The organism is Myceligenerans salitolerans (assembly GCF_017349295.1).
GTDB classification, from domain to species: Bacteria; Actinomycetota; Actinomycetes; order Actinomycetales; family Cellulomonadaceae; genus Myceligenerans; species Myceligenerans salitolerans.
Map to the genome: position 1 here is coordinate 51863 of NZ_JAFMPK010000039.1, position 19745 is coordinate 71607.

Genomic DNA, 19745 nt, shown 5'->3' on the forward strand with positions numbered 1-19745 from the left:
GCGGTCGGTCCCTCGGGCAGCCGACCGCTCGACAAAGGACCGACCTACCTCGACAACGGACCGACCACATCGCCTCGTGCAGGTCCGTGACCGGTCCGTCGGGCCGGGCTCGGTAGAGCGCGGGGAGGGGTCAGACCCGGGTCAGGCGGCCGGCCTCCTTGCGCGCGCGTTCGATCACCTGGGTGTAGCCGGCGATCATGCGGACATGGCTGAAGCGTGGCCGGGCGGCGTCGCGCGCCGCACGGAGCGACTCGCGGCGGGCGGCCGCCTCGACCCAGGTCGCCGCGATGTCGGTGGGCTCGTACGACGTGACGAACCCGATGCCGGCGACGATCGAGGGAGCGTCGCCCACCGGTGTCGTGACCGGTACCGCCCCGCACATCGCCCCCTCGATGAGGCACAGCGGAGCGGCCTCGCCGAACGCCGACGTCAGGGCGACCACGTCCGCCGCCGCGTACAGGAGTTCCATGTCGTGCCGGACGCCGAGCAGCCGCAGCCTGCCGAGCAGGTCCGGCCGGTCGCCGAAGATCCGGGTGAGATCGTCGGCGAGCCCCGGATTCCCGCCGTCCATCCCGGCGCCGCACATCAGCACCTGACCGGACGCGTCCATGTCGAGGAACTCCCGGGCGGAGCGGAGGAAGAGCTCCGGGTTCTTCATCGCGTCGTAGCGCGCCGCGTAGACGACGGCGGTGTCGTCGGGAGCGACCCCGAGCGCGCCTCGGAGGGCGAGACGCCGGGCGCCATGAGCCGGGCGGAACCGGACGAGATTGATCCCGTTCGGCACGACCCGGAGCAGTTCACCGGGCACGCCCGCCGTGCGGTACGCGTCGCGGGTGGACTCCGCGCAGCACACCACGGCGGCGAGCCTGCCGAGGTTCGCCGCGGAGATGAGGTCGTCGAGCGCATGGCCCTGGTGCTCCGGATCCGACCGGTGCAGACACGCCACCACCGGGCGGCGCGGAAACGCCGGCTGGTTCACGAGCCGCAGCGGCTGCTCCTTGAGCGACAGGACGACGTCGGCCGCCTTGGCCTGCCGCACCGCCGCCGTCATCTCCGCGTCGGTGAAGCCACGCGGATCGTGTTCCACCTCCGTGCTTCGGCCCAGCGAGGTGACACGCACGCCGGCGGCACGAAGCGCGCGGTACCGCGGATCGTCCTCCATGCGCTGGAGCGTTGACTCTCGCTTGACCTCGTGGTGCAGGCTCAGTACCGAGTGCTGCTGGCGGCCGCTCTGGTGCAGCCCGGTCACGACCGTGGAGTGCAGTACCCGGGCACCGCCGCTGAAGAAGCCCTCGTAGAGCGAGAGCACGCGCAGTCCGTTGCGCTGGATCACAGACATCACCTCCGTCTCTAGGAGGCCGCGTGGTGGCCGGAGCCGCGGTGCCGTTCCGGCGCGGGGCGACACCGGCCACCATGCGACCTCCTCACAGGGTGAGGCGGTTTGATGAGAGGCATGTGGCGTCTGTGTTACGCGTACATGACTTCTGTCAGGAACTGTCTCGCACAAGCTTCCGCAAGGATGCCTCAGCGCGCGTGCGGCCGAGGGCGCGGCAGCCCAGCGCCGTCCATCGCTTCACGAGCCGGGGCTCGTCGCGGAAGAGCGCCACACCACGGCGCAGCAGGGTGGACAACGGCTTGCGGGACTCCGCGACGTCGCGCAGCAGCCGGAACCAGAACGTCACGACCCGCGGCCTGGCCAGGCAGATCGCGTCGGCCAGGATGCCGTCGGCGCGGCAGGCGGCGACGAGTTCCGCCGCGAAGATGCCCTCCGCGATGACGAGTGGTGCGCCGCCGGCGTCGAAGATGTGGGTCCCGGTGCGGCGGGAGCTCGGGATGTCGTAGACCGGTAGCTCCGCGCGCCCCGAGGTGGCGATCTCGCGCAGCGCGGCGAGGGCGGCGGTGCCGTCCCAGGAGGCCGGATCGTCCCAGTCGACGATGCCGAACGCGTGCGGCAGCCCCGGGTGGTCGACGTCGAGGTAGAAGTCATCGAGCTCGACGACGGGCATGCCCACGCGGCGCGTCAGCGAGGACTTGCCGGACCCCGACGGGCCGGTGAGCAGCACGATCTTCGTGCGAGGGTGGCGCGTACCGGGCGGTACGTCGAAGAGCGCGAGATCGAGGGGTTCCGCGGGGTCGGTCACGAGAGTCCATTGTCCCGTACCCCGGCGGCGTGGCACGGTGACCGGCTGTCCGGATGCGGACCGACCGCGCCCACCGGGACCGCCCGGCGCGAGCCGATCTTCCCTCACGGCCTGTGTCGGAACCCCGACACAGACCGTGGCTCTGTCGGACGGGTCAGGATCGTTCGGGGTCGACCGGCTCCGTCGCCGGGGCCGGCGGCGTGTCCGCCTCGGCAGCCGGGGTCTTCCGATTCCGGGCGGTCCGGACCAGGGTGAGGACCAGGCCCAGTGCGAGTCCGATCCCGGCACCGATGATCATCATGCCCGGCAGCGAACCCCAGAAGCTGGTCCCCTCCTGCTCGGCGGAGTTGTCGACGGCGCTCGCCTCGGTGTCGTCCGCGGCGTCGGTCGTGGCGTCCTCGGCGGACGCGTCCTCGCCCGGCACCTCCTCGGCGGCGGCCTCGTCAGCCGTCAGCGCGGACGCGCGGGCAGTCATCGCGTTCTTCTTGCCGACCTCGGCCGTCCACGTGACGGTGTTGCCGTCGACTTCTCCGTTCGACTCGACGATCTCGCCGGGGAAGGTGAACGACACGTTCACGGCGAACTCGGCGAGCACCTGCTGTGTGGCCGGGTCTGCGAGTTCTTCCTCGGTCATGTCGAGGTCTTCCGCCTTCATCGGCAGGCTTCCTTCGACGACGAACTCGTCGCCGTCGCGCACGATCGACATCTCGCCGTCGGAGAAGTCTTCGATCGGGGACTTCTCGAAGATGAAGCGCTTGCCGGTGAATCCGTCCTCGGCGTAGGGCTTGACGTCGGAGGCGTCCTCGCCGATGGAGTCGGCGTCCGCCTGCTCGAGCAACTCCTCGGGCGTCGCGCCCATCGTCTCGGCCGTCGCGTCCGAGACCGCGACCACGATGTCGCCGTCGACGGTGTCGTCACCGTTGACCGTGAGGGTCATGTCCATCTTGATGCAGCCCGCGAGCAACAGGGTTGCCATGGTCAACGCGGCAGCCGCGAAAATACGTCGTGCATGGTTCATAGGGCGGATTCTCGCGTGGCGGAAAGGGCCCGCGGCACGGTGGGGCAGAATCTGCCGGAACTTCACCCGCGTCGGGCCGGCATCGTTATAGCCGTGTGACTCCGCGTGCGCTGGGCTCTCGTACCACGCGCCCCTCGCGCTGGTACCGGCCCGGTGTCGTGCGCAGCAACCTGCGGAAGTGCCGGGTCAGGTGTGCCTGGTCGTGGAATCCGGTGGCGGAGGCGACGTCGGCGGCCGGCTCCCCCGCGAGCAGCCGGCGTCGTGCCAGGTCGAGTCGGCGGCCGACCAGGTAGCGGTGCGGCGGAATGCCGAACTCGCGGGTGAACGCGCGTACCAGGTGGGGGACGGTCACACCGACCCGGTCCGCGATGTCGGCGAGCCGGATCGGCTGCGTGGGGTCGGCGTCGAGCAGGTCACGGGTGGTCCGGGCCGTCGGCGCGCTCGGCGGCTGGTGCGGCGGCGCGGGGTGTCCGGAGAGGTGCCAGGCCAACCCTTCCCGGACGAGGGCGAGCAGGCTTTCCGCGGCGACGTCCTCCCGCAGGATGAGCGCTCGGTCGAGTCCGGCGAAGCGGGTCCGCAGCGAGTCGTCCATGACGAGCGGCGCATCGACGGCGTGCCCGACCAACTGGGCGTCGAGGGCGTCCTGCTCCAGATAGACCACCCGCTTGCGAAAGCCGGCCGCGCTCACGGATCGCCCGTCGTGCACGACACCCGGCGGCAGCACGGTCACCCCCGCGTTCCGCGCTGCGTGCTCCGTACCACCCAGTCCGTAACCGATCAGGCCGTAGTCCACGATGAGCACGGTCCACGTGTCGTGCGTGTGTGCCGGGTACGAGTGCTCCCGCCAGGCGGCGTGCAGCACCTCCGTGACGCCGGGTACCCGGGGCCGCCACGCGCGCACGACATCCTGAGCCACATCAAGAAAGTACAAGATCCGCGCGAGCTCCTGGGCGCAGGCTCGGTCCATGACCTTCGAACAAGCCAAGATCGTGATCGTGCTGCGGGACGACCTGCTGGGCTGGCAGGAGAACAACGTCACCGCCTTCCTGGCGAGCGCGGTGACGGCGGCCTACCCGGAGCTGGTCGGGGATACCTACCGCGACGCCGACGGCCGCGAATACCTCCCGATGCTCGGTACTCCCGTCATGGTCATGGTGGCCGACGGCGACCGCCTCGCCACGATCCGAGCCCGCGCCGAGTCCCGCGGGCTGCGCATCGGCCTCTACACGGCGGATCTCTTCGCCACGGGCAACGACGTCGACAACCGCGCGGCGGTCGCGGCGGTCTCCACCGAGAAGCTCGACCTGGTCGGAGTCGCCGTGGCCGGTGAGCGGCGCGTGGTGGACAAGGTGGTGAAGGGCGCGACGCTGCACGGGTGAGCAGGCCTATGGTCGGCTTGGTGCGCCGAACCGGTTGAGCGCACGCTCCAGGGCCTTGGTCATTCTGCGCCTCCTGGAGGAACGCACGAGGCCCTTGGGCAGTCTCTCCCACCAGAAATGCCAGTAGTGCTCGAGGCCGTTGTTGTGTCGGCGCGTCGACATCGGGCGCGGATCTCCGAAGTAGTCACGCGCCTCGCGCAGCTGTTCGAGCGAGATGAACTGGAGGGTCACCCCGCATTCCCGGACCAGCATCACCCACTCGGGAGGCCGACCCGTGACCGGCCGGCCACCTGGCTCCTGAGCTCCCGTCATGAAGTCCCGATGTCGTTCCGGGTCGAACCGCTCGCGCCAGATCCTCGCCACACGGGCGAGAGTAGCGGCTTCGCGGACCGGTGCCCGGAAGTTCGGTCGAGACGCCCGCCGGAAGTCAGCCGACGAGGACCACCTGCAACGTCCGCGGCCCGTGGACTCCCTCCACTCGGTTCAGCTCGATGTCGCTCGTCGCGCTCGGACCGCTGATCCAGGTGAGCGGGCGGTCGGGGTGGTGTGCCAGGCGGCGCACCGCCTCCGGGACCGTCTGCACCACCTGGTCCGCGCGCACCACACAGATGTGCACGTCCGGGACCAGCGAGATCGCTCGCCTGCCCTGGTCGGCCCCGCTGTCGAGCACGATCGTGCCGGTCTCGGCGACGGCGACCCGCGCCGCCGTCACGACACCGGCGGCCCGGTCGAGGTCCGACGGCGTGAGGGGCGCCCCGGGCGGGTCGACGACGACGTCGACCCCGCCGTCGGACATCGCCGTCACCCACTCGGCCGCGAGACCGGCGGGTACGACGACGACGCCGGGTGCGCCAGAAGCACGCTCCGCCGTGTCGGGGCGCGGTACCGCCCCGGACCCCGTTGACTCGACTCGCTCCGGCACGTGGTCACGGTCCGACAGCGTGGCGGCAAGGCGCCTGAGCGTCGCCGACACCTCGGCGGCCGAGACACGATGCACCTGCGCCTTGTAGTCCTCCAGCCGGTCGACCAGCAGATCCAGTACGTGCGCCGACCCCGCGCCGTGCTCGCCGCTCTCCCGGTACTCCCGGGGAACGGTCGACGTCGTCGTGCTGCCGGCGGGCGTCCCGGTGCTCGAGGCCGCCGCCGGCCCGGCCGTACCGGTCGCGAGGGCCGCGCGGACGCGGCCGAGGATCTCGTCACGGGCGGTCGTCATCGGGGCTCCGCTCCATCTCCAGGCCGGGGCCGATCGTCCCCGGCTCGTTCGCCGGTCTTCTCACGCTCGTGCGCCGCCCACCAGTCCCGGAACGTCCGCTTGGGCGGCAGCGGTAGGTCACGGGACGCCGTCCACGCCGCGCCGGGCCCGGGAAGCCGCGAGATGACTCCGCCGCGTCCGCCCAGGATCCGCCCGGCCCGGCCGAGTCGCGCCGCCCGGCGGAAGCGTCCGCCGTCGGACATCATGGTCGACGCGGTCTTCATGGCCGCGCCCCAGCCCCGTCCGGCGGACCCCGACTCGACCTCGCGTGCCCGTAGGTCGACCAGGATCGAGGGGATGTCGATCTTCACCGGGCACACCTCGTAGCACGCCCCGCACAGCGTCGAGGCGTACGGCAGGTCCGACGACTCCCCGGTGAGCTGCGGCGTGAGGATGGCACCGATCGGGCCCGGATACACCGATCCGTAGGCGTGCCCGCCGACCCGCTCGTACACGGGGCACACGTTGAGACACGCGGAGCAGCGGATGCAGTGCAGCGCGGACCGACCCACCTCGTCGGCGAGCACGCGTGTGCGGCCGTTGTCGAGCAGCACCAGGTGGAACTCCGACGGGCCGTCGCCCGGCGTCACACCCGTCCACATCGACGTGTAGGGGTTCATCCGCTCGCCGGTGGAGCTGCGCGGCAGGAGCTGGAGGAACACCTCGAGGTCCGTGAACCGGGGGATCAGCTTCTCGATCCCCATCACGGTGATCAAGGTCTCCGGCAGCGTCAGGCACATGCGCCCGTTGCCCTCCGACTCGACCACCGACAGCGTCCCCGTCTCCGCCACGGCGAAGTTCGCGCCGCTCACGGCCACCTTCGCCGAGAGGAACTTGCGGCGCAGATGTGCGCGCGCGGCCATCGCGAGCTCGCGGGGCACGTCGGTGAGGTCCGGCGGCGCGTCGCCCATGTTGTCCAGGAAGATCTCGCGGATCTCCGCCCGGTTGCGGTGGATCGCGGGAACGAGGATGTGGGAGGGCATGTCATCGGCGAGCTGCACGATGAGCTCGGCCAGGTCCGTCTCGGTCGCGTGGATGCCCTCGGCCTCCAGCGCCTCGTTGAGTCCGATCTCCTGCGTGGCCATGGACTTCACCTTGACCACCTCGTCGGTGCCCGCCTCCTGGACGAGGCCTGCGACGATACGGTTCGCCTCCGCGGCGTCCCGCGCCCAGTGCACGACGCCACCCCGTGCCGTGACGTTCCGCTCCAGCTCCTCCAAGAGCTCGGGCAGGCGGTCCATGACCTGCGCCTTCAGGGCGGAGCCGGCGTCGCGCAGCGCTTCCCAGTCGGGCACCTCGCCGACCACCTTGGCGCGCTTGGCGCGGATCGTCGACGTGGCGTGGCCCAGGTTGCGGCGCAGCTGGTCGTTGCCGAGTTCGCGCCGTGCCGCGTCGGGGAACGACGGCCCCCAACGCAGGGGGTCGGCCGGTTGCGGCATACCGAGGAAGGTGCGGTTCGACGGCGGCCCGGCGTTGTTCCCCGTGGTCATCGTGCGGCCCCCTTCGCGTTCCCGGCAGGTGTGCTGCGCATCGTGCCACTCGACTCCGACATCGGCGTCCTGTCCGCGGATCCGGGCGACCAGGGCTGCTCGCGGGTGCTCGCCAGGATCTCGGCGAGATGAACGGTCCGGACGGCGGGCGTCGTCCGCGCGGGGCCGGTCGCTTCCTGGGCGGCCGGTCGTTCGCTCCGGCCGCGGCGTGCGTGGCGAGACAGCCCGCCGCCGAGGTGCATCAGGCACGAGTAGTCCCCGGCGGTGAGGAACTCCGCGCCCGTGCCGGTCACGTGACGGACCTTGTCCGCTAGCATCGCGGCCGACGTGTCGGAGTTCTTCAACGCGAACGTGCCGCCGAAGCCGCAGCAGCCCGCGGCCTCCGGGAGGTCGGCGAGCTCGATGTCCTCGACCGCGCGCAGCAGTCGGAGCGGCCGGTCGCCGACGCCGAGCATGCGCAGTGAGTGGCACGTCGGGTGGTAGGTGACACGGTGCGGGAACCACGCCCCGACCTCGGTCACGCCGAGGACGTCGACCAGGAGCTCGGACAGTTCGTAGGTGCGGGCGGCGACGGCGGTCGCCGTACGGGCCTCCGCGGCGAGGCCGGCGCGGTCGAGCACCATGGCCTGCTGATGCCGGATCGAGCCCGTGCAGGATCCGGACGGGACGACGACGGCGTCCCACTCTCCGTCGGCCACGGGCCCGAACGTCCGTACGTGGTTGCGCACCACCGGCACGGCCTCGCGCTGGTAGCCCGTGTTGACGTGCATCTGTCCGCAGCACGCCTGCCGCTCGGGCACCACGACGGTGTGGCCGAGGCGCTCCAGAAGGCGCACCACGGCGATGGGTGCCTGCGGGAACATCGCGTCACCGAGGCAGGTGGCGGCGAGGGCGATGCGCATCCTGCATCCTTTCAAAGGGGCGCGGTCCGGGCGGCGGCGCACGATGCGGCACACGGTACCGCATGTGGTCGGACCACACGGGTACCGTGTCCCCATGCGTACGCACGAGCGCGTTCTCGCGCGGATCGAGGCCGAACTCGTGGCCGGGCGATGGGCGCTCGGCGAGCGACTGCCCGGTGAACGGGCGCTCGCGGACGAGCTCGGAGTGTCCCGTACCTCGGTGCGTGAGGCGATCCGGATCCTGGAGGCGGCCGGGGTGGTCCGGACCGCCGTCGGGTCCGGGCCCACCGCGGGGGCCGTCGTGGTCGACCGGCCGGCGGCCGGACTGCACATGGCGATGCGGCTGCATGTCTCCTCGGGCGCGCTGCGCGTCCCGGACGTCGTCGCGACCCGGGTGCTGCTCGAGACCTGGGCCATCCGTACGGCGGGGGACAGGTACCGCGCGCGAGAGATCGGCGACACGGCGCTCGCCGGTGCGCGCCGACTCGTGGACGCCATGGAGGAGCCGGGCATGAGCTCCACCGACTTCATCGCAGCCGACCAGGCGTTCCACCTCGAGTTCGCCCGGATCGCCGGCAACCACGTGGTCGAGGCCTTCCTGCTCGGTCTGCGCGGTGCGATCGGCCAGTACGTGACCGAGGGCGTGTCCCGTCTCCCCGACTGGCCGAACACCTCGGCCCGGTTGGCCGCCGAGCATGCCGGAATTCTCGAGGCCGTCTCCGTCGGGGACGGGGCCACGGCGGCGCGCCTGGCCCGGGAGCACATCGAGGAGTTCTACGTCGAGACCGGTCTGGCAGGGGAGCTGCGTCCCGACGGCGGGCTGCGGCGCTGACCGGCGCGACGGGGCCCGTGGCGGCCCGGCGCCGCAGCCACCACCTGCGGGCGCGCACTCGCCGCCTGCCGGGCTGGTGTCATGGCGTGCCATGATCGGGACCATGCTCACGCTGCCCGCCGGCCCGGCCGGCTCCCGGATCATCGGCCTCGGGCACCACCAGCCCGCCAGGGTCATGACCAACGACGACGTCGCGGAGCTCGTCGAGACGAACGACGAGTGGATCCGCTCCCGCACCGGCATCGTCACGCGCCACGTGGCCGACGACGACGTCGGCGTCGCCGACATGGCCACCGCCGCGGCGCGCCACGCTCTCGCGGACGCCGGAGTGACTCACGAGGACGTCGACCTCGTGGTGGTGGCGACCGCCACCGCCATGGACCGTTCGCCCAACACCGCGGGACGCGTCGCGTACGCGTTGCGGACGGGATTCCCGCCGGGAGCGAGTACGCCGGAAGGTGAGGAGGCACCCGACCTGCGCGACGTGGTGGGACCGGGCGTCATCGATGTGAACACGGCGTGCTCCGGGTTCGCGTACGCGCTGGGTCTGGCGGACCAGGCGATCCGTGCCGGGAGCGCCCGCACGGCCGTCGTCGTCGGAGCCGAGAAGCTGACGGCCGTGACGGACTGGACCGATCGCTCCACCTGCATCCTCACGGCGGACGGCGCCGGGGCGGCGGTGCTGCGGGCGGCGGACGAACCGGGCGTCGGGCCGGTGGTGTGGGGGTCCGAACCGGAGATCACTCCCGCGGTCCTGATCGAGGCCCCGCAGGACAAGTTCGCCCAGGACGGTCGCGCGGTGTTCAAGTGGGCGATCATGCGGGCTGCCGACCGGGCCCGGCGTGTCGTCGACGCGGCGGGGCTGCGGCTCGACGAGATCGAGGTGCTCGTGGCGCACCAGGCGAACCTGCGCATCATCGAGCCCTTGGCCAAGTCGCTCGGCGTGGAGGACAGGGTGGTGGTCACCGATATCACCGAGTCCGGCAACACGTCGGCGGCCTCGATCCCGCTCGGACTGTCCAAGTGGTGGCACGCCGGGCGGATTCCCCAGGGCGTGCCCGCGCTGCTGTTCGGGTTCGGTGGTGGGTTCACCTGGGCGGGCGAGGTGGTCATGACGCCGGAGCGATGACGGCCCGGCACCACCTCTCGCCTGGGCGTTGTGGATAACTTCCGCCGGGTGTCAGACAGCTTTCCTAGGTTCGATGTCGTCCGGACGGCCCGGACGGCGATGAACCAAGGGGGCAGTCATGAATCTTGTCGAGGCGCGGAACCTCGCGCGGGACCTCATGGACCGGCACGGGCTGGCGGACTGGAGGTTCGAGTACGACGACGCGAAGCGCCGTGCGGGCATGTGTCACTTCGCAGCGCGTCGCATCAGCCTTTCCGCTCCGCTCGCGGCCGTCTACGACGAGGGCGAGGTCCGCGACACCGTGCTGCACGAGATCGCGCACGCGCTGGCCGGCCACGAGGCGGGGCACGGCGAGCAGTGGCGGGCGAAGGCCCGCGAGATCGGGTGCTCGGGGCTCCGGTACGTGGATCCGCAGGCGCCGACGCTGGACGGCCCGTGGATCGGGGTGTGTCCCGGCGGGCACCGGACGACCCGGTTCCGGCGGCCCGGGGTACCGATGTCGTGCAGGAAGTGCGGCGACGGGACCACGAGCTTCCAGCCGCGCCACCTCATCGCGTGGACCTACCGCGGTCACGACGCGGCCATGGGGGAGCGGTACGAGCGTGAGCTGCGGGAGCTGTGCGCCCAGTTCGGTGTGCGGGTGTCGGTCGAGCCCGGCACCGAGGAGCGGATCGCGCGCGCCGCGTCCGGGCGGCGGACGCTCGTCGTGGAGACGCTCGACCCGGTCACGATCGGCCCCGACGAGCCGGCGAGCGACGTCCCGGTCGACGGTCCGTGGCGTGTCCCCGCGTCGAGGCGCTGACCCGGGCCGTGCGCGAGCTGGCGGCGGGATGCGGTCGGGGAACGGCCCGCACCGCATCCCGCAGGTGGACCGGGCGCCGCGTGATCCGGGCCCCGCTGCGGCCGCCCCGCCGCCCCGCCGCGCCGCTGCCGCGGCGGGGTCGGGTGACGCAGCCGTGGGGAGGAGCGAAGACGCGCAGACGTCAGTACCAGTAGCGGTTCAGGGACGCGACCGCCGCGGCCGGATCGCCGACGTCGTACCGGTCGACCATGAGGTAGTTCGGCTTCTTCCGGGCGGCGGGCTGGCAGAACCGTTCGGCCCGGTTGAGGGCGTTCGCGTTGTCGGTGCGGGCGGTGGCCTCCACGGGCACGTCGCGGAAGTGGTTCATCACGAACAGCGGGCGGAACCCGGGCTCGGTGCGGGTCAGCGGAATGTTCTCGCCCGCGCCGTACCACCGGCTGTAGCACGCCCAGTCCGAACCCCCGATGCCGGGGCCCATCGACCAGTAGTTCTCGACCGTCCACTCCCGTTGGTACATGACGCCGAACTGGTCCCGCGTGAGGCCGGCGGCGGCATCGGCCGCACGGCTGTGGTCGGTGAAGATGAGCAGCCGGTCGTCGGCGGCGATCAGCTCGTCCATCGTGTGCCAGCCGTTCTGGCGCACACCTGTGCGGGCGGGGTCGTAGAGCACGTCCGGGAGCCCGTTCACTCGCTCGATCTCGCTGCGCAGCACCTCCGGGTCGACGTAGTCCTCCAGGAAGACGGTGACGACCTGGTCGGGATGGGCGTTCAGGAAGTCCACGATCCGCTGCAAATCGACCCAGAGAGCCACCGGGCTGCTCACCCAGAAGCAGCTGTTGTGGCACAGGATCGCGCCGTCCGGGGTCTGGTGGATGTCGAACGAGAACCCGCGGACGCCGTCGGCGAGTTGCTGCTCGATACCCCGGACCTGGTTGGGGGCGAGGTTGATGAAGGGAGGTGCGAAGCCGCCGTCGACTCCGTTGGCGTAGGAGTTGTGCGTGGTGAGGAACGACACCTGGTCGAGGGTGCGGTCACCGGCCGGGGGGAGGGGGTGTCGTACCGGCTGGGCCGGGGTGAGATACCAGTGGGCGAGTTCACTCGCGCCGCCGACGCCGAGCCCGGCCGGGTAGTTCTCACCGGACGGCTTGGGCCGCACGGTGAGAAGCCGTTCGGTCCCGGGCTCCCTGAGCAGATGGCGGTCCTCTCCCACGTCGTCGACCGCCCAGACGGCGGAGTCGCTCGCGCAGTCGACGACGCCGGCTGCTGCGCCGTCCCGGCCCAGGCAACGGCCCGGCCGGTCGACGCTCTCCAGGACGTGATCCGATCCGGAGGCACGCAGCAGCCACTGCTGATGGTCCTCGTCGCCTCGCGGGCGATGCTGTTCGACGGTTCCGCCTGCGTCGGCGGCGTTCAGGCCGGTCGTGGCGCTCTGGACGTAGTACGTGCCCTCGGCGGGCACGGCCGTGCCCGCCGAGGGGGCGACGGCGGTCGCGGGAACGGTCATGAGTGCCGCCGCCGTGACAGCGGCGAGGGCGGGAAACATGCGGGAGGCGCGCATCGGGAACCTTCCTCGAGGTCGCGGGATCGCTCGGTGCCCATCCCAGCAGACCCGTCGGTCCCTTGTCAGTACGGGAAAACTGCACGTCCGGCGACCGCCCGCAGCGGGGCCGCGGCTGTCAGGCACGGCGTGCCGGCTGCGGGAAGGCCTCTGGTCGGCTCCTCTCGGGTCGTGGGTATGGCTGTGCCCCGTGACGTGGCTCGTTCATGAGGGCCGGTGCGTATCCTCCTCGCCGGGGCGACCGGGGCGACCGGGGCGACCGGGGCGACCGGGGCGACCGGGGCGACCGGGGCGACCGGGGCGACCGGGGCGACCGGGGCGCGGAGAAGGCGCCGGCCACAAGTGGCAAGCGCTTTCCAAACTCGCCCCGGCTGGGTATCGTCGTCAGGCGACCGTGCCTGTCGATGACGACCCCGAGGAGCGCACCATGCCCGAGCCGACAGCCGAGCGGCCCGCATCCGAGCCGAACGCCCCCACCACCGAGCCGATCACCGGGTCCACCCACGTCCCGGTCCCGATCGACGGTCCGCTTCCGGAAGGGCGCACCCGCTACGCCGTCGTCGGCGCGGGCCACCGTGCCGCGATGTACGTCGACGCGCTGATCGGCACGCACGCCGCGGACGGTGAGATCGTCGCCTGGGTGGAGCCCAACCCGGTGCGCGCGGCGTTCCACGAGGCCCGTGTGGCGGCGGCCGTTGGCGGGGAACGCCCGGTGTACGACCCGGACGACCTCGAGAAGGTCATCGAGACCGAGCGTGTGGACCGCGTGATCGTCACCTCCGTCGACCGGACCCACGGCGACCTGGTCAGCCGGGCGCTGCGCGCCGGGGCCGACGTCGTCGTCGAGAAGCCCATCGCCGCGCACGCGGACCAGGCGCGGCAGATCGTCGACGCGGTCGCGGAGACCGGGCGCGACCTCGTCATGACCTTCAACTACCGGTACGCGCCGCGGAACTCCGCGCTGCGCGAGGTCATCGCCTCCGGCGAGATCGGCCGCGTGCTGTCCGTGCACTTCGACTGGGCGCTCGACACCGTGCACGGCGCCGACTACTTCCGCCGCTGGCACCGCGAGAAGGTGAACAACGGCGGGCTGCTCGTCCACAAGTCGAGCCACCACTTCGACCTGGTCAACTGGTGGATCGAGGACGTCCCGCGCCGGGTCTTCGCGGTCGGCGGGCGCATGTTCTACGGCGACGACGCCGGCCACGCGGACGGCTACGAACCCACCGAGACCGAGCGGAAGCTGAACGACGGCGGAGTCGACCCGTGGCACCTCGACCTCGACAAGAACGAGTGGCTGTCGGGGCTCTACGGCCCCGAGGCGCAGGCGCACGACGGGTACGTGCGCAACCGTTCGGTGTTCGACGCCGGGATCACCACCGAGGACACGCTCAGCCTCGTCGTCGAGTACGCCGGTGGCGCCACGATGAGCTACTCCCTCACGGCCCACTCACCCTGGGAGGGCTACCGGGTCGTGGTCAACGGGACGCGCGGGCGGGCGGAGCTCGACGTCGTCGAGCGGGGATCCGTCATGTTCTCGGAGGCGGGGGCGGCGATCCTCGACCCGAGCGCGACCGACGCCCAGGCCGAGGACCCGGTCCGGCCGGCGGGCGAGCGTCTCGTGGTGCAGCGCCACTGGGAGAAGGCGGAGGAGCGGCCGATCGTCGCGGTCGGTCCAGGCGGCCACGGAGGCGGTGACACGCTCCTGCTGCGGGACGTCTTCGCGCCGTCGGGGCTGACGGATCCGCTCGGCCGGGCCGCGGGCTACCGCGACGGCATCCGTGCCTCGGCGGTCGGCTACGCGGGCAACGCCTCCCTGGAGACGGGCGCCCCGGTTCCCCTTGCGGATCTCGACCTCGATCTCTGACCCGTGGTGCCGCGGCCCGGCTGCGGCGGGTGAGGACAGGCTTGCGCAGGCGAGGGGTTCCGTGCAACGGTACGGGAAACCGGTTTCCCGAAGGTGTCGCGATGTGGGCGGCAGCAGGTGGCGGGTGCCGTACCGACGCATCTCAACGAGGAGATCATGTCTCGAACACGCGTAGGACCTCGCACGCTACTCACCACCGTCGCAGCGGCGGCGCTCGTGCTCGCGGGCGCCACCGCCCCCACGGCGGCCGATCCCGCGACCGCGCTCGTCGTCGGTGACCTCGCGCCGGGGAGCATCACCACCGGCGACGTCGCCTCGGGCGCCTTCACGATCATGGCGTCCGAGGCCAAGGCGGTCACCGTCGACGCGGCCGACCGCACCTCGGACCGAGGGGACGTGTACGCGCAGCGCCTCAAGCTCAACGGCTCGGGCAACGCGGCCGAGCGCTCGCTGCGGTTCGACGCCACCGCCGGCACCGAGGTCACGGTGCACGCCCGCAGCGGCAGCGGGACCGCCGACCGCGCCCTCGCGCTCTACGACGCGTCCTGGGCGGAGGTCGACCGGGTCGTCGCCGCGGCCGACGACGACGACGTCCCCATCACCACCGAGGTGCTCACCGTTCCGGCGGACGGTACCTACTGGCTGGCCTCGCCGAGCTCCGGGGTCAACGTCTTCTACGCCGAGCTCGGCGTCGAGCCGGACACGGGCCGGACGCCCTGGACCGAGGTCGCGGCCCCCGTGGTCGACGACGTCGCCCTCGATCCCGCCGATCCGGGCCGCCTGCTGGTCGGCTTCACGGGGGCCGTCGGGCCGGACGGCGCCGACCTCGCGCACGTCAACCTCTACGACGCCGACGGGAACGTCGTCGACCGGGCCTTCACCGCCGCCGACGGCGCCACGGGCACGCTCGCGGTCGAGCCGCCGTCGTCGGGCGGCTACGCCGTGGAGGTGCTGCTCACGCGGGCGGACGAGGACACGCCGCTCCTCTCCGAGCGGTTCGTGACGCCGGAGTTCTCCCTCCCGCTCGCGTCGCCGGAGATCTCGGGCATCCTGACCACCGGAGTCTCGGGCGCCGTGGGGACCGTCACGGTCGAGTGGGCCGCGGTCGCGGAGGCCGAGACCTACTCCGTCGGCGTCCGGCAGGGCACCGGGGAGTTCGCGACCGTCGTCGACGGCGTCTCCGGCACCACCGCCGACGTCGGCGGCCTGACCGTGGGCCAGGCCTACGAGGCACGGGTCGTCGCGCACCGCGGAGCCGACGCCGCGACGTCGGCCCCCGTCGAGTTCACCGTCGCGGACGCCGTGGAGCGCTGGCAGACGGCGCACGTCGGCGTCGGTTCGGGCGGCGAGGTCGTCGAGAACGAGGACGGCTCGATCACGTTCGACGCGCTCGGCAACTCGGGCAAGGCCGCCGACTCCGAGGACGGGTTCTGGTACCACTACACCGCCGTCGACCCCGACACGGAGAACTTCACCCTCCGCGCGACCATCCACGTGGACGACTCGGCGTCGAAGGACAACCAGTCCGGCTTCGGCATCGTCGCGGTGGACGACCTCGTCCCGAACGACAGCTCGGCGCGGTACATGAACTCCGCGGGGGCGTCGGTCGCCAAGTACCTGTTCGGCGCAGGCGGTGAGGAGGGCGTGCGGTACGGCACACCGGGCGCGAAGTTCGTGCACGGGTACACCGGTCCGCCCACCGAGAGCTCCGCGAGCCGTGACATGACCGACTCGCGAGCGTTCGACTGGGACTACAAGGACGGCTACGAGGAGGGCGGCAACGCCAACCCGCCGCGCTTCGAGGCGGGAGAGGACTACGAGCTCACGCTGCGCCGCTCCAACACCGGGTTCCACGCGAGCTGGCACCGCGACGGCGAGCAGAGCCACGAGGTGATCCAGTACGACCCGGACATGCTGCTCACGCAGAACGACGAGGTCTTCTACGTCGGCCTGTTCGCGGCGCGCAAGATCAAGGTCACGGTGACGGACTGGTCGTTCGAGACGATCCACCCGGACGACGACGAGCCCGCGCAGGAACCGCCGCCGGTGTACGTCACGCCGGAACTGGTCGCGGACGTCACGCGCACGACGCCGCACGACTCGATCGACGTGCCGTTCACGTCCAACGTGTACGGCACCGCCCGGGTGACGGACGCCGACGGCGCCGTCGTGGCCGACGGCCTCGACGTCGTGCCCGGCGAGCGGACCGTCGTGCCGCTCGACCTGGCGCGCGGCACCAACGAGTTCACCGCCCGTCTGGTGCCGGCTGCGGACCAGCCCCACTTCGGTGAACGCGAGGAACTGGAGTCCACCGATCCCGTCGAGATCGGCCTGAGCTTCGACGCGCGGGCGTACGGCGAGCCCGGGCAGGCGATCCGGGTCGCGCCCGACGGCGACGCGGAGGGCGACGGCACCTCCGACGCACCGCTCGATCTGCACACGGCGGTCGCCTACGCCCAGCCCGGCCAGCAGATCGTGCTGGAGGGCGGCACGTACCTCCCGCAGGAGGCGATCGTCATCGAGCGCGGTCGGAACGGCACCGCCGACGCCCCGATCACGCTCATGTCGGAGCCCGGCAGCCGCGCGGTGCTGGACCTGTCCGAGTCCGAGAGCGGCGGCATCTGGCTGCGCGGTGACCACTGGCACCTGTACGACCTGGAGATCACCCGGTCGCAGGGGTACAAGAAGCCACTGCACGTCGGGGGCCACCACAACGTGATCGAGAGGATCGAGTCGCACCACAACCAGGACTCGGGCATCCAGATCTCCGGGCTGGCCGCCGAACCGCCGGGGATGTGGCCGTCGCACAACCTCGTCGTGTCGTCCGAGGCCCACAACAACAGGGACCCGCTGGGCAACGACGCCGACGGCTTCGGCGTGAAGCTGACCGCCGGCGAGGGCAACGTGATCCGGCACAGCATCGCCCACCACAACATCGACGACGGCTGGGACCTGTATGCCAAGTCCACGACCGGTCCGATCGGCGTCGTGACGGTGGAGGACTCGGTCGCCTACGCCAACGGGTGGCTCGAGGGCGACGAGGGCCTGACCGACCTCGGCGAGGGCAACGGGTTCAAGCTGGGTGGCGAGTCCATGCCGGGCGCCCACGTGCTGCGCAACTCGGTCTCGTTCGGGAACCTGGCCAAGGGCGTGACCTCCAACTCCGGTCCGGACGTCCGCCTGGAGAACGTCACGAGCGTCGGCAACGGGCTCGCGTCGCCGACCAGGAGCGCCATGAACGTGCAGCTCACCACGGCCGCTCCTGAGACGGACTACCGGGCTTCCGGTGTGCTGTCCTGGCAGGCGACGATGGCCGACGAGCTCGAGCTCAAGCAGGACGACACCTCCCTCCTGACCGACCCGACGAACTACTTCGACGGCGTCGCCGCGGCTCCGGGCGAGGAGCCTGCCGAGGTGACCGAGGACTGGTTCGTCTCGACGGACGCGGCGGGGATCCGACCGGAGATCGGCCCGGACGGCTCGGTCGTGATGCACGGCCTGTACGAGCTGACGGACGTCGCGCCGCCGGACACCGGGGCGCGCCTCGCGGCGAACCCGGACCCGACCGTCATCGAACCGCTCCCCGAGGTGGTGCCGGTCGCACCCTGGTACCCGACCACCATCTACACCGCGGGCGACGTGGCCTCCCACGATGGCGTCGCGTACCGGGCGCGCTGGTGGACCCGCGGCACGGCGCCGGTCGCCGGTTCGTCATGGGGCCCGTGGGTCGCCGTCGGACCCGCGGCCATGCCACCCGCCGAGGACTGCGCCGAGCCGTGGGACGCGGCCGCGACGTACGGTCGCGGCGACGTCGTCTCGCACGACGGCGTGAACCACGTGGCCTACTGGTGGACGCGCGGGCTGGAACCGGGCACGAACGTCCACGGCGCCTGGGGGGCGGCCGAGCCCTGCCGCTGACCCGTCCTGGCAGGGAATGATGCGGTCGGTCCGTTGTCGAGCCAGGTCGGTCCGTTGTCGAGAAGTCGGTCCCTTGAGGGACCGACCGCATTGACATCGGACCGACCACTCGACAAGGGACCGACCGCATCTTGGGTGTAACCGTTTCGGGTCTCTTCCCTGGGGGGTAGGAAAGCGCCATCCTTCGGTGTATCGATTCAACCGGTCAACGACGATCACCTGGAGGACGCCATGCCCCTCAACCGAGCGACCGTCGCCGTCGCCGCGGCGGCTCTCGTCGCCGCCGTCGGCCTGATCCCCGGCTCGGCCACGCCCGCCGCAGCCGCGGACTGCAACTCCGGCACCTCGATGGTGACCGGCTCGTCCGGCAACTACACCACGACCAGTCACGGCAACACCGTCTACCGGGGCGGCGACTACCGCGCCGCGATCCAGGCCGGGATCGACAACCTGACGCCCGGCCGTACCTCGCAGCAGCACGTCGCGGTCCCGGCGAGCGGCTCCATCGGCGCGAGCACGATCTCGCTGCCGAGCCACACCTCGATCTCGATCTGCGGCACGATGAACGTCGGCAACCGGGGCGGTCGCGGCGCGATCGAGGCCCTGAACGCCTCCGACGTCACCATCTGGGACGTCAACATGACCGGCAACCCGTACTTCGGCATGCGGTTCTACGGCATGAACGGGCTGCACCTCGGCGACATCGACCTCGACCTCAGCGGCGGGCTCGGCATCCGGTTCGAGCGCGACCACCCCGGCAGCCGCAACGTCGTGATCGACGACGTCTACGTCTCCGGCACGAACAACCACGGCGTCGAGACCTGGAACGTCGACGGACTCGAGGTCGGCCGCGTCGTCGCGCGCAACGTGGACGGCACCGGCCTCCTGCTCAACAACACCGTCAACGCGAACATCGGGACCGTGGACGGCGACGACGTCGCCACCGGCACCGGGTACGCCACCTTCCGCACCGCCAACCGGGCAGGCCGGATGAGCGACGGGTCCTACCCCACGAACATCGTGGTGGACCGCGTCGTCTCACGCGGCGGCGGGCGCGGCGTCTTCTGCGTCTCCGAGTCGGGCGGCGTGCAGATCCGCAACATCGACCTCGCGAACAACGGCAACAACGCGGTCCTCATCGAGAACTGCTACAACTACCGCATCGACGGCGGAACGGTGAACGGCGGCGGTGAGGTCCGCGTGGCCGCCCGCAGCGAGTTCCCCAACACCCGCGACGTCACGGTCACGGCGCGTGTGGACAACACGAGCGTCCGCGAGTCCCCGTGCGGCGTGAACGTCACATGGAACATCACGGGCAACGCGCGCCTCGACGTCTGCTGACCGCGCCGGGCCGCGACCGCGCCGGGCCGCGACCGCGCCGGGCCGCGACCGCGTCGCGACGCCCGTTCGTGCCGCGTCGCGAGGCCTGCCCACGACCACCCCGTGACGCCTGCCGC

Annotated in this window: 16 protein-coding genes; 7 read left to right on the forward strand and 9 right to left on the reverse strand. The window is 71.7% G+C overall.

Features of this window, described 5'->3' with window-relative positions; translation table 11 throughout:
• Positions 1 to 130 precede the first annotated feature (130 nt).
• From J0911_RS09815 to J0911_RS09830, 4 genes are all read right to left on the reverse strand, one after another.
• A complete protein-coding gene (locus tag J0911_RS09815; RefSeq protein ID WP_307865009.1) occupies positions 131 to 1333 on the reverse strand; it encodes a glycosyltransferase in 1203 nt (400 codons plus the stop codon).
• Positions 1334 to 1487: 154 nt separating this feature from the next.
• A complete protein-coding gene (locus J0911_RS09820) occupies positions 1488 to 2141 on the reverse strand; it encodes a uridine kinase family protein (RefSeq protein ID WP_207275290.1) in 654 nt (217 codons plus the stop codon).
• 154 nt (positions 2142 to 2295) lie between these two features.
• Positions 2296 to 3159, reverse strand: a complete 864-nt coding sequence (locus J0911_RS09825; protein WP_207275291.1) for an LppM family (lipo)protein — start codon at positions 3157 to 3159, stop codon at positions 2296 to 2298.
• Positions 3160 to 3244: 85 nt separating this feature from the next.
• A complete protein-coding gene (locus J0911_RS09830) occupies positions 3245 to 4075 on the reverse strand; it encodes a helix-turn-helix domain-containing protein (RefSeq protein ID WP_307865010.1) in 831 nt (276 codons plus the stop codon).
• 49 nt (positions 4076 to 4124) lie between these two features.
• Between J0911_RS09830 and J0911_RS09835 the strand changes: the two genes are divergently transcribed.
• The gene (locus J0911_RS09835; protein ID WP_207275292.1) at positions 4125 to 4538 is read left to right on the forward strand and encodes a DUF2000 domain-containing protein; all 414 of its coding nucleotides are present in this window, start codon (positions 4125 to 4127) and stop codon (positions 4536 to 4538) included.
• 6 nt (positions 4539 to 4544) lie between these two features.
• Here the strand turns inward: J0911_RS09835 and J0911_RS09840 are convergent, their stop codons facing one another.
• The 4 genes from J0911_RS09840 to J0911_RS09855 all read right to left on the reverse strand — a co-directional run bounded on the left by J0911_RS09840 (position 4545) and on the right by J0911_RS09855 (position 8182).
• Entirely contained in the window at positions 4545 to 4901 is a 357-nt protein-coding gene (locus tag J0911_RS09840) for a hypothetical protein (RefSeq protein WP_207275293.1), read from the reverse strand.
• 64 nt (positions 4902 to 4965) lie between these two features.
• On the reverse strand, positions 4966 to 5751 hold the full coding sequence (locus J0911_RS09845; protein WP_207275294.1) for a LutC/YkgG family protein: 786 nt from the start codon (positions 5749 to 5751) through the stop codon (positions 4966 to 4968).
• A complete protein-coding gene (locus tag J0911_RS09850) occupies positions 5748 to 7280 on the reverse strand; it encodes a LutB/LldF family L-lactate oxidation iron-sulfur protein (RefSeq protein WP_372434862.1) in 1533 nt (510 codons plus the stop codon). Before J0911_RS09850 ends, J0911_RS09845 begins: the two co-directional genes overlap by 4 nt.
• On the reverse strand, positions 7277 to 8182 hold the full coding sequence (locus J0911_RS09855; protein WP_207275295.1) for a (Fe-S)-binding protein: 906 nt from the start codon (positions 8180 to 8182) through the stop codon (positions 7277 to 7279). Before J0911_RS09855 ends, J0911_RS09850 begins: the two co-directional genes overlap by 4 nt.
• Positions 8183 to 8276: 94 nt before the next feature.
• Here J0911_RS09855 and J0911_RS09860 point away from each other — a divergent pair, with 94 nt between their 5' ends.
• From J0911_RS09860 to J0911_RS09870, 3 genes are all read left to right on the forward strand, one after another.
• The gene (locus tag J0911_RS09860) at positions 8277 to 9014 is read left to right on the forward strand and encodes a FadR/GntR family transcriptional regulator (RefSeq protein WP_207275296.1); all 738 of its coding nucleotides are present in this window, start codon (positions 8277 to 8279) and stop codon (positions 9012 to 9014) included.
• A gap of 103 nt (positions 9015 to 9117) precedes the next feature.
• A complete protein-coding gene (locus tag J0911_RS09865; RefSeq protein WP_242636541.1) occupies positions 9118 to 10143 on the forward strand; it encodes a 3-oxoacyl-[acyl-carrier-protein] synthase III C-terminal domain-containing protein in 1026 nt (341 codons plus the stop codon).
• Between the two features lie 118 nt (positions 10144 to 10261).
• Positions 10262 to 10945: a SprT-like domain-containing protein gene (locus J0911_RS09870; protein ID WP_207275298.1), complete on the forward strand. Its 684-nt coding sequence runs from the start codon at positions 10262 to 10264 to the stop codon at positions 10943 to 10945.
• Positions 10946 to 11126: 181 nt separating this feature from the next.
• Here the strand turns inward: J0911_RS09870 and J0911_RS09875 are convergent, their stop codons facing one another.
• On the reverse strand, positions 11127 to 12503 hold the full coding sequence (locus J0911_RS09875) for a PI-PLC domain-containing protein (RefSeq protein ID WP_207275299.1): 1377 nt from the start codon (positions 12501 to 12503) through the stop codon (positions 11127 to 11129).
• 427 nt (positions 12504 to 12930) lie between these two features.
• On the opposite strand from J0911_RS09875, the gene J0911_RS09880 reads away from it, so the two are divergent.
• The 3 genes from J0911_RS09880 (at position 12931) to J0911_RS09890 (ending at position 19629) form a co-directional block, all read left to right on the forward strand.
• Positions 12931 to 14370, forward strand: a complete 1440-nt coding sequence (locus J0911_RS09880) for a Gfo/Idh/MocA family protein (RefSeq protein WP_207275300.1) — start codon at positions 12931 to 12933, stop codon at positions 14368 to 14370.
• 156 nt (positions 14371 to 14526) lie between these two features.
• Positions 14527 to 18288 carry a right-handed parallel beta-helix repeat-containing protein gene (locus tag J0911_RS09885; protein WP_207275301.1) on the forward strand — a complete coding sequence of 1254 codons (3762 nt, stop codon included), beginning with the start codon at positions 14527 to 14529 and terminating at the stop codon, positions 18286 to 18288.
• 231 nt (positions 18289 to 18519) lie between these two features.
• Positions 18520 to 19629 (forward strand): hypothetical protein, encoded by a 1110-nt coding sequence (locus J0911_RS09890; RefSeq protein ID WP_207275302.1) that lies wholly within the window; start codon positions 18520 to 18522, stop codon positions 19627 to 19629.
• Positions 19630 to 19745: the final 116 nt, after the last annotated feature.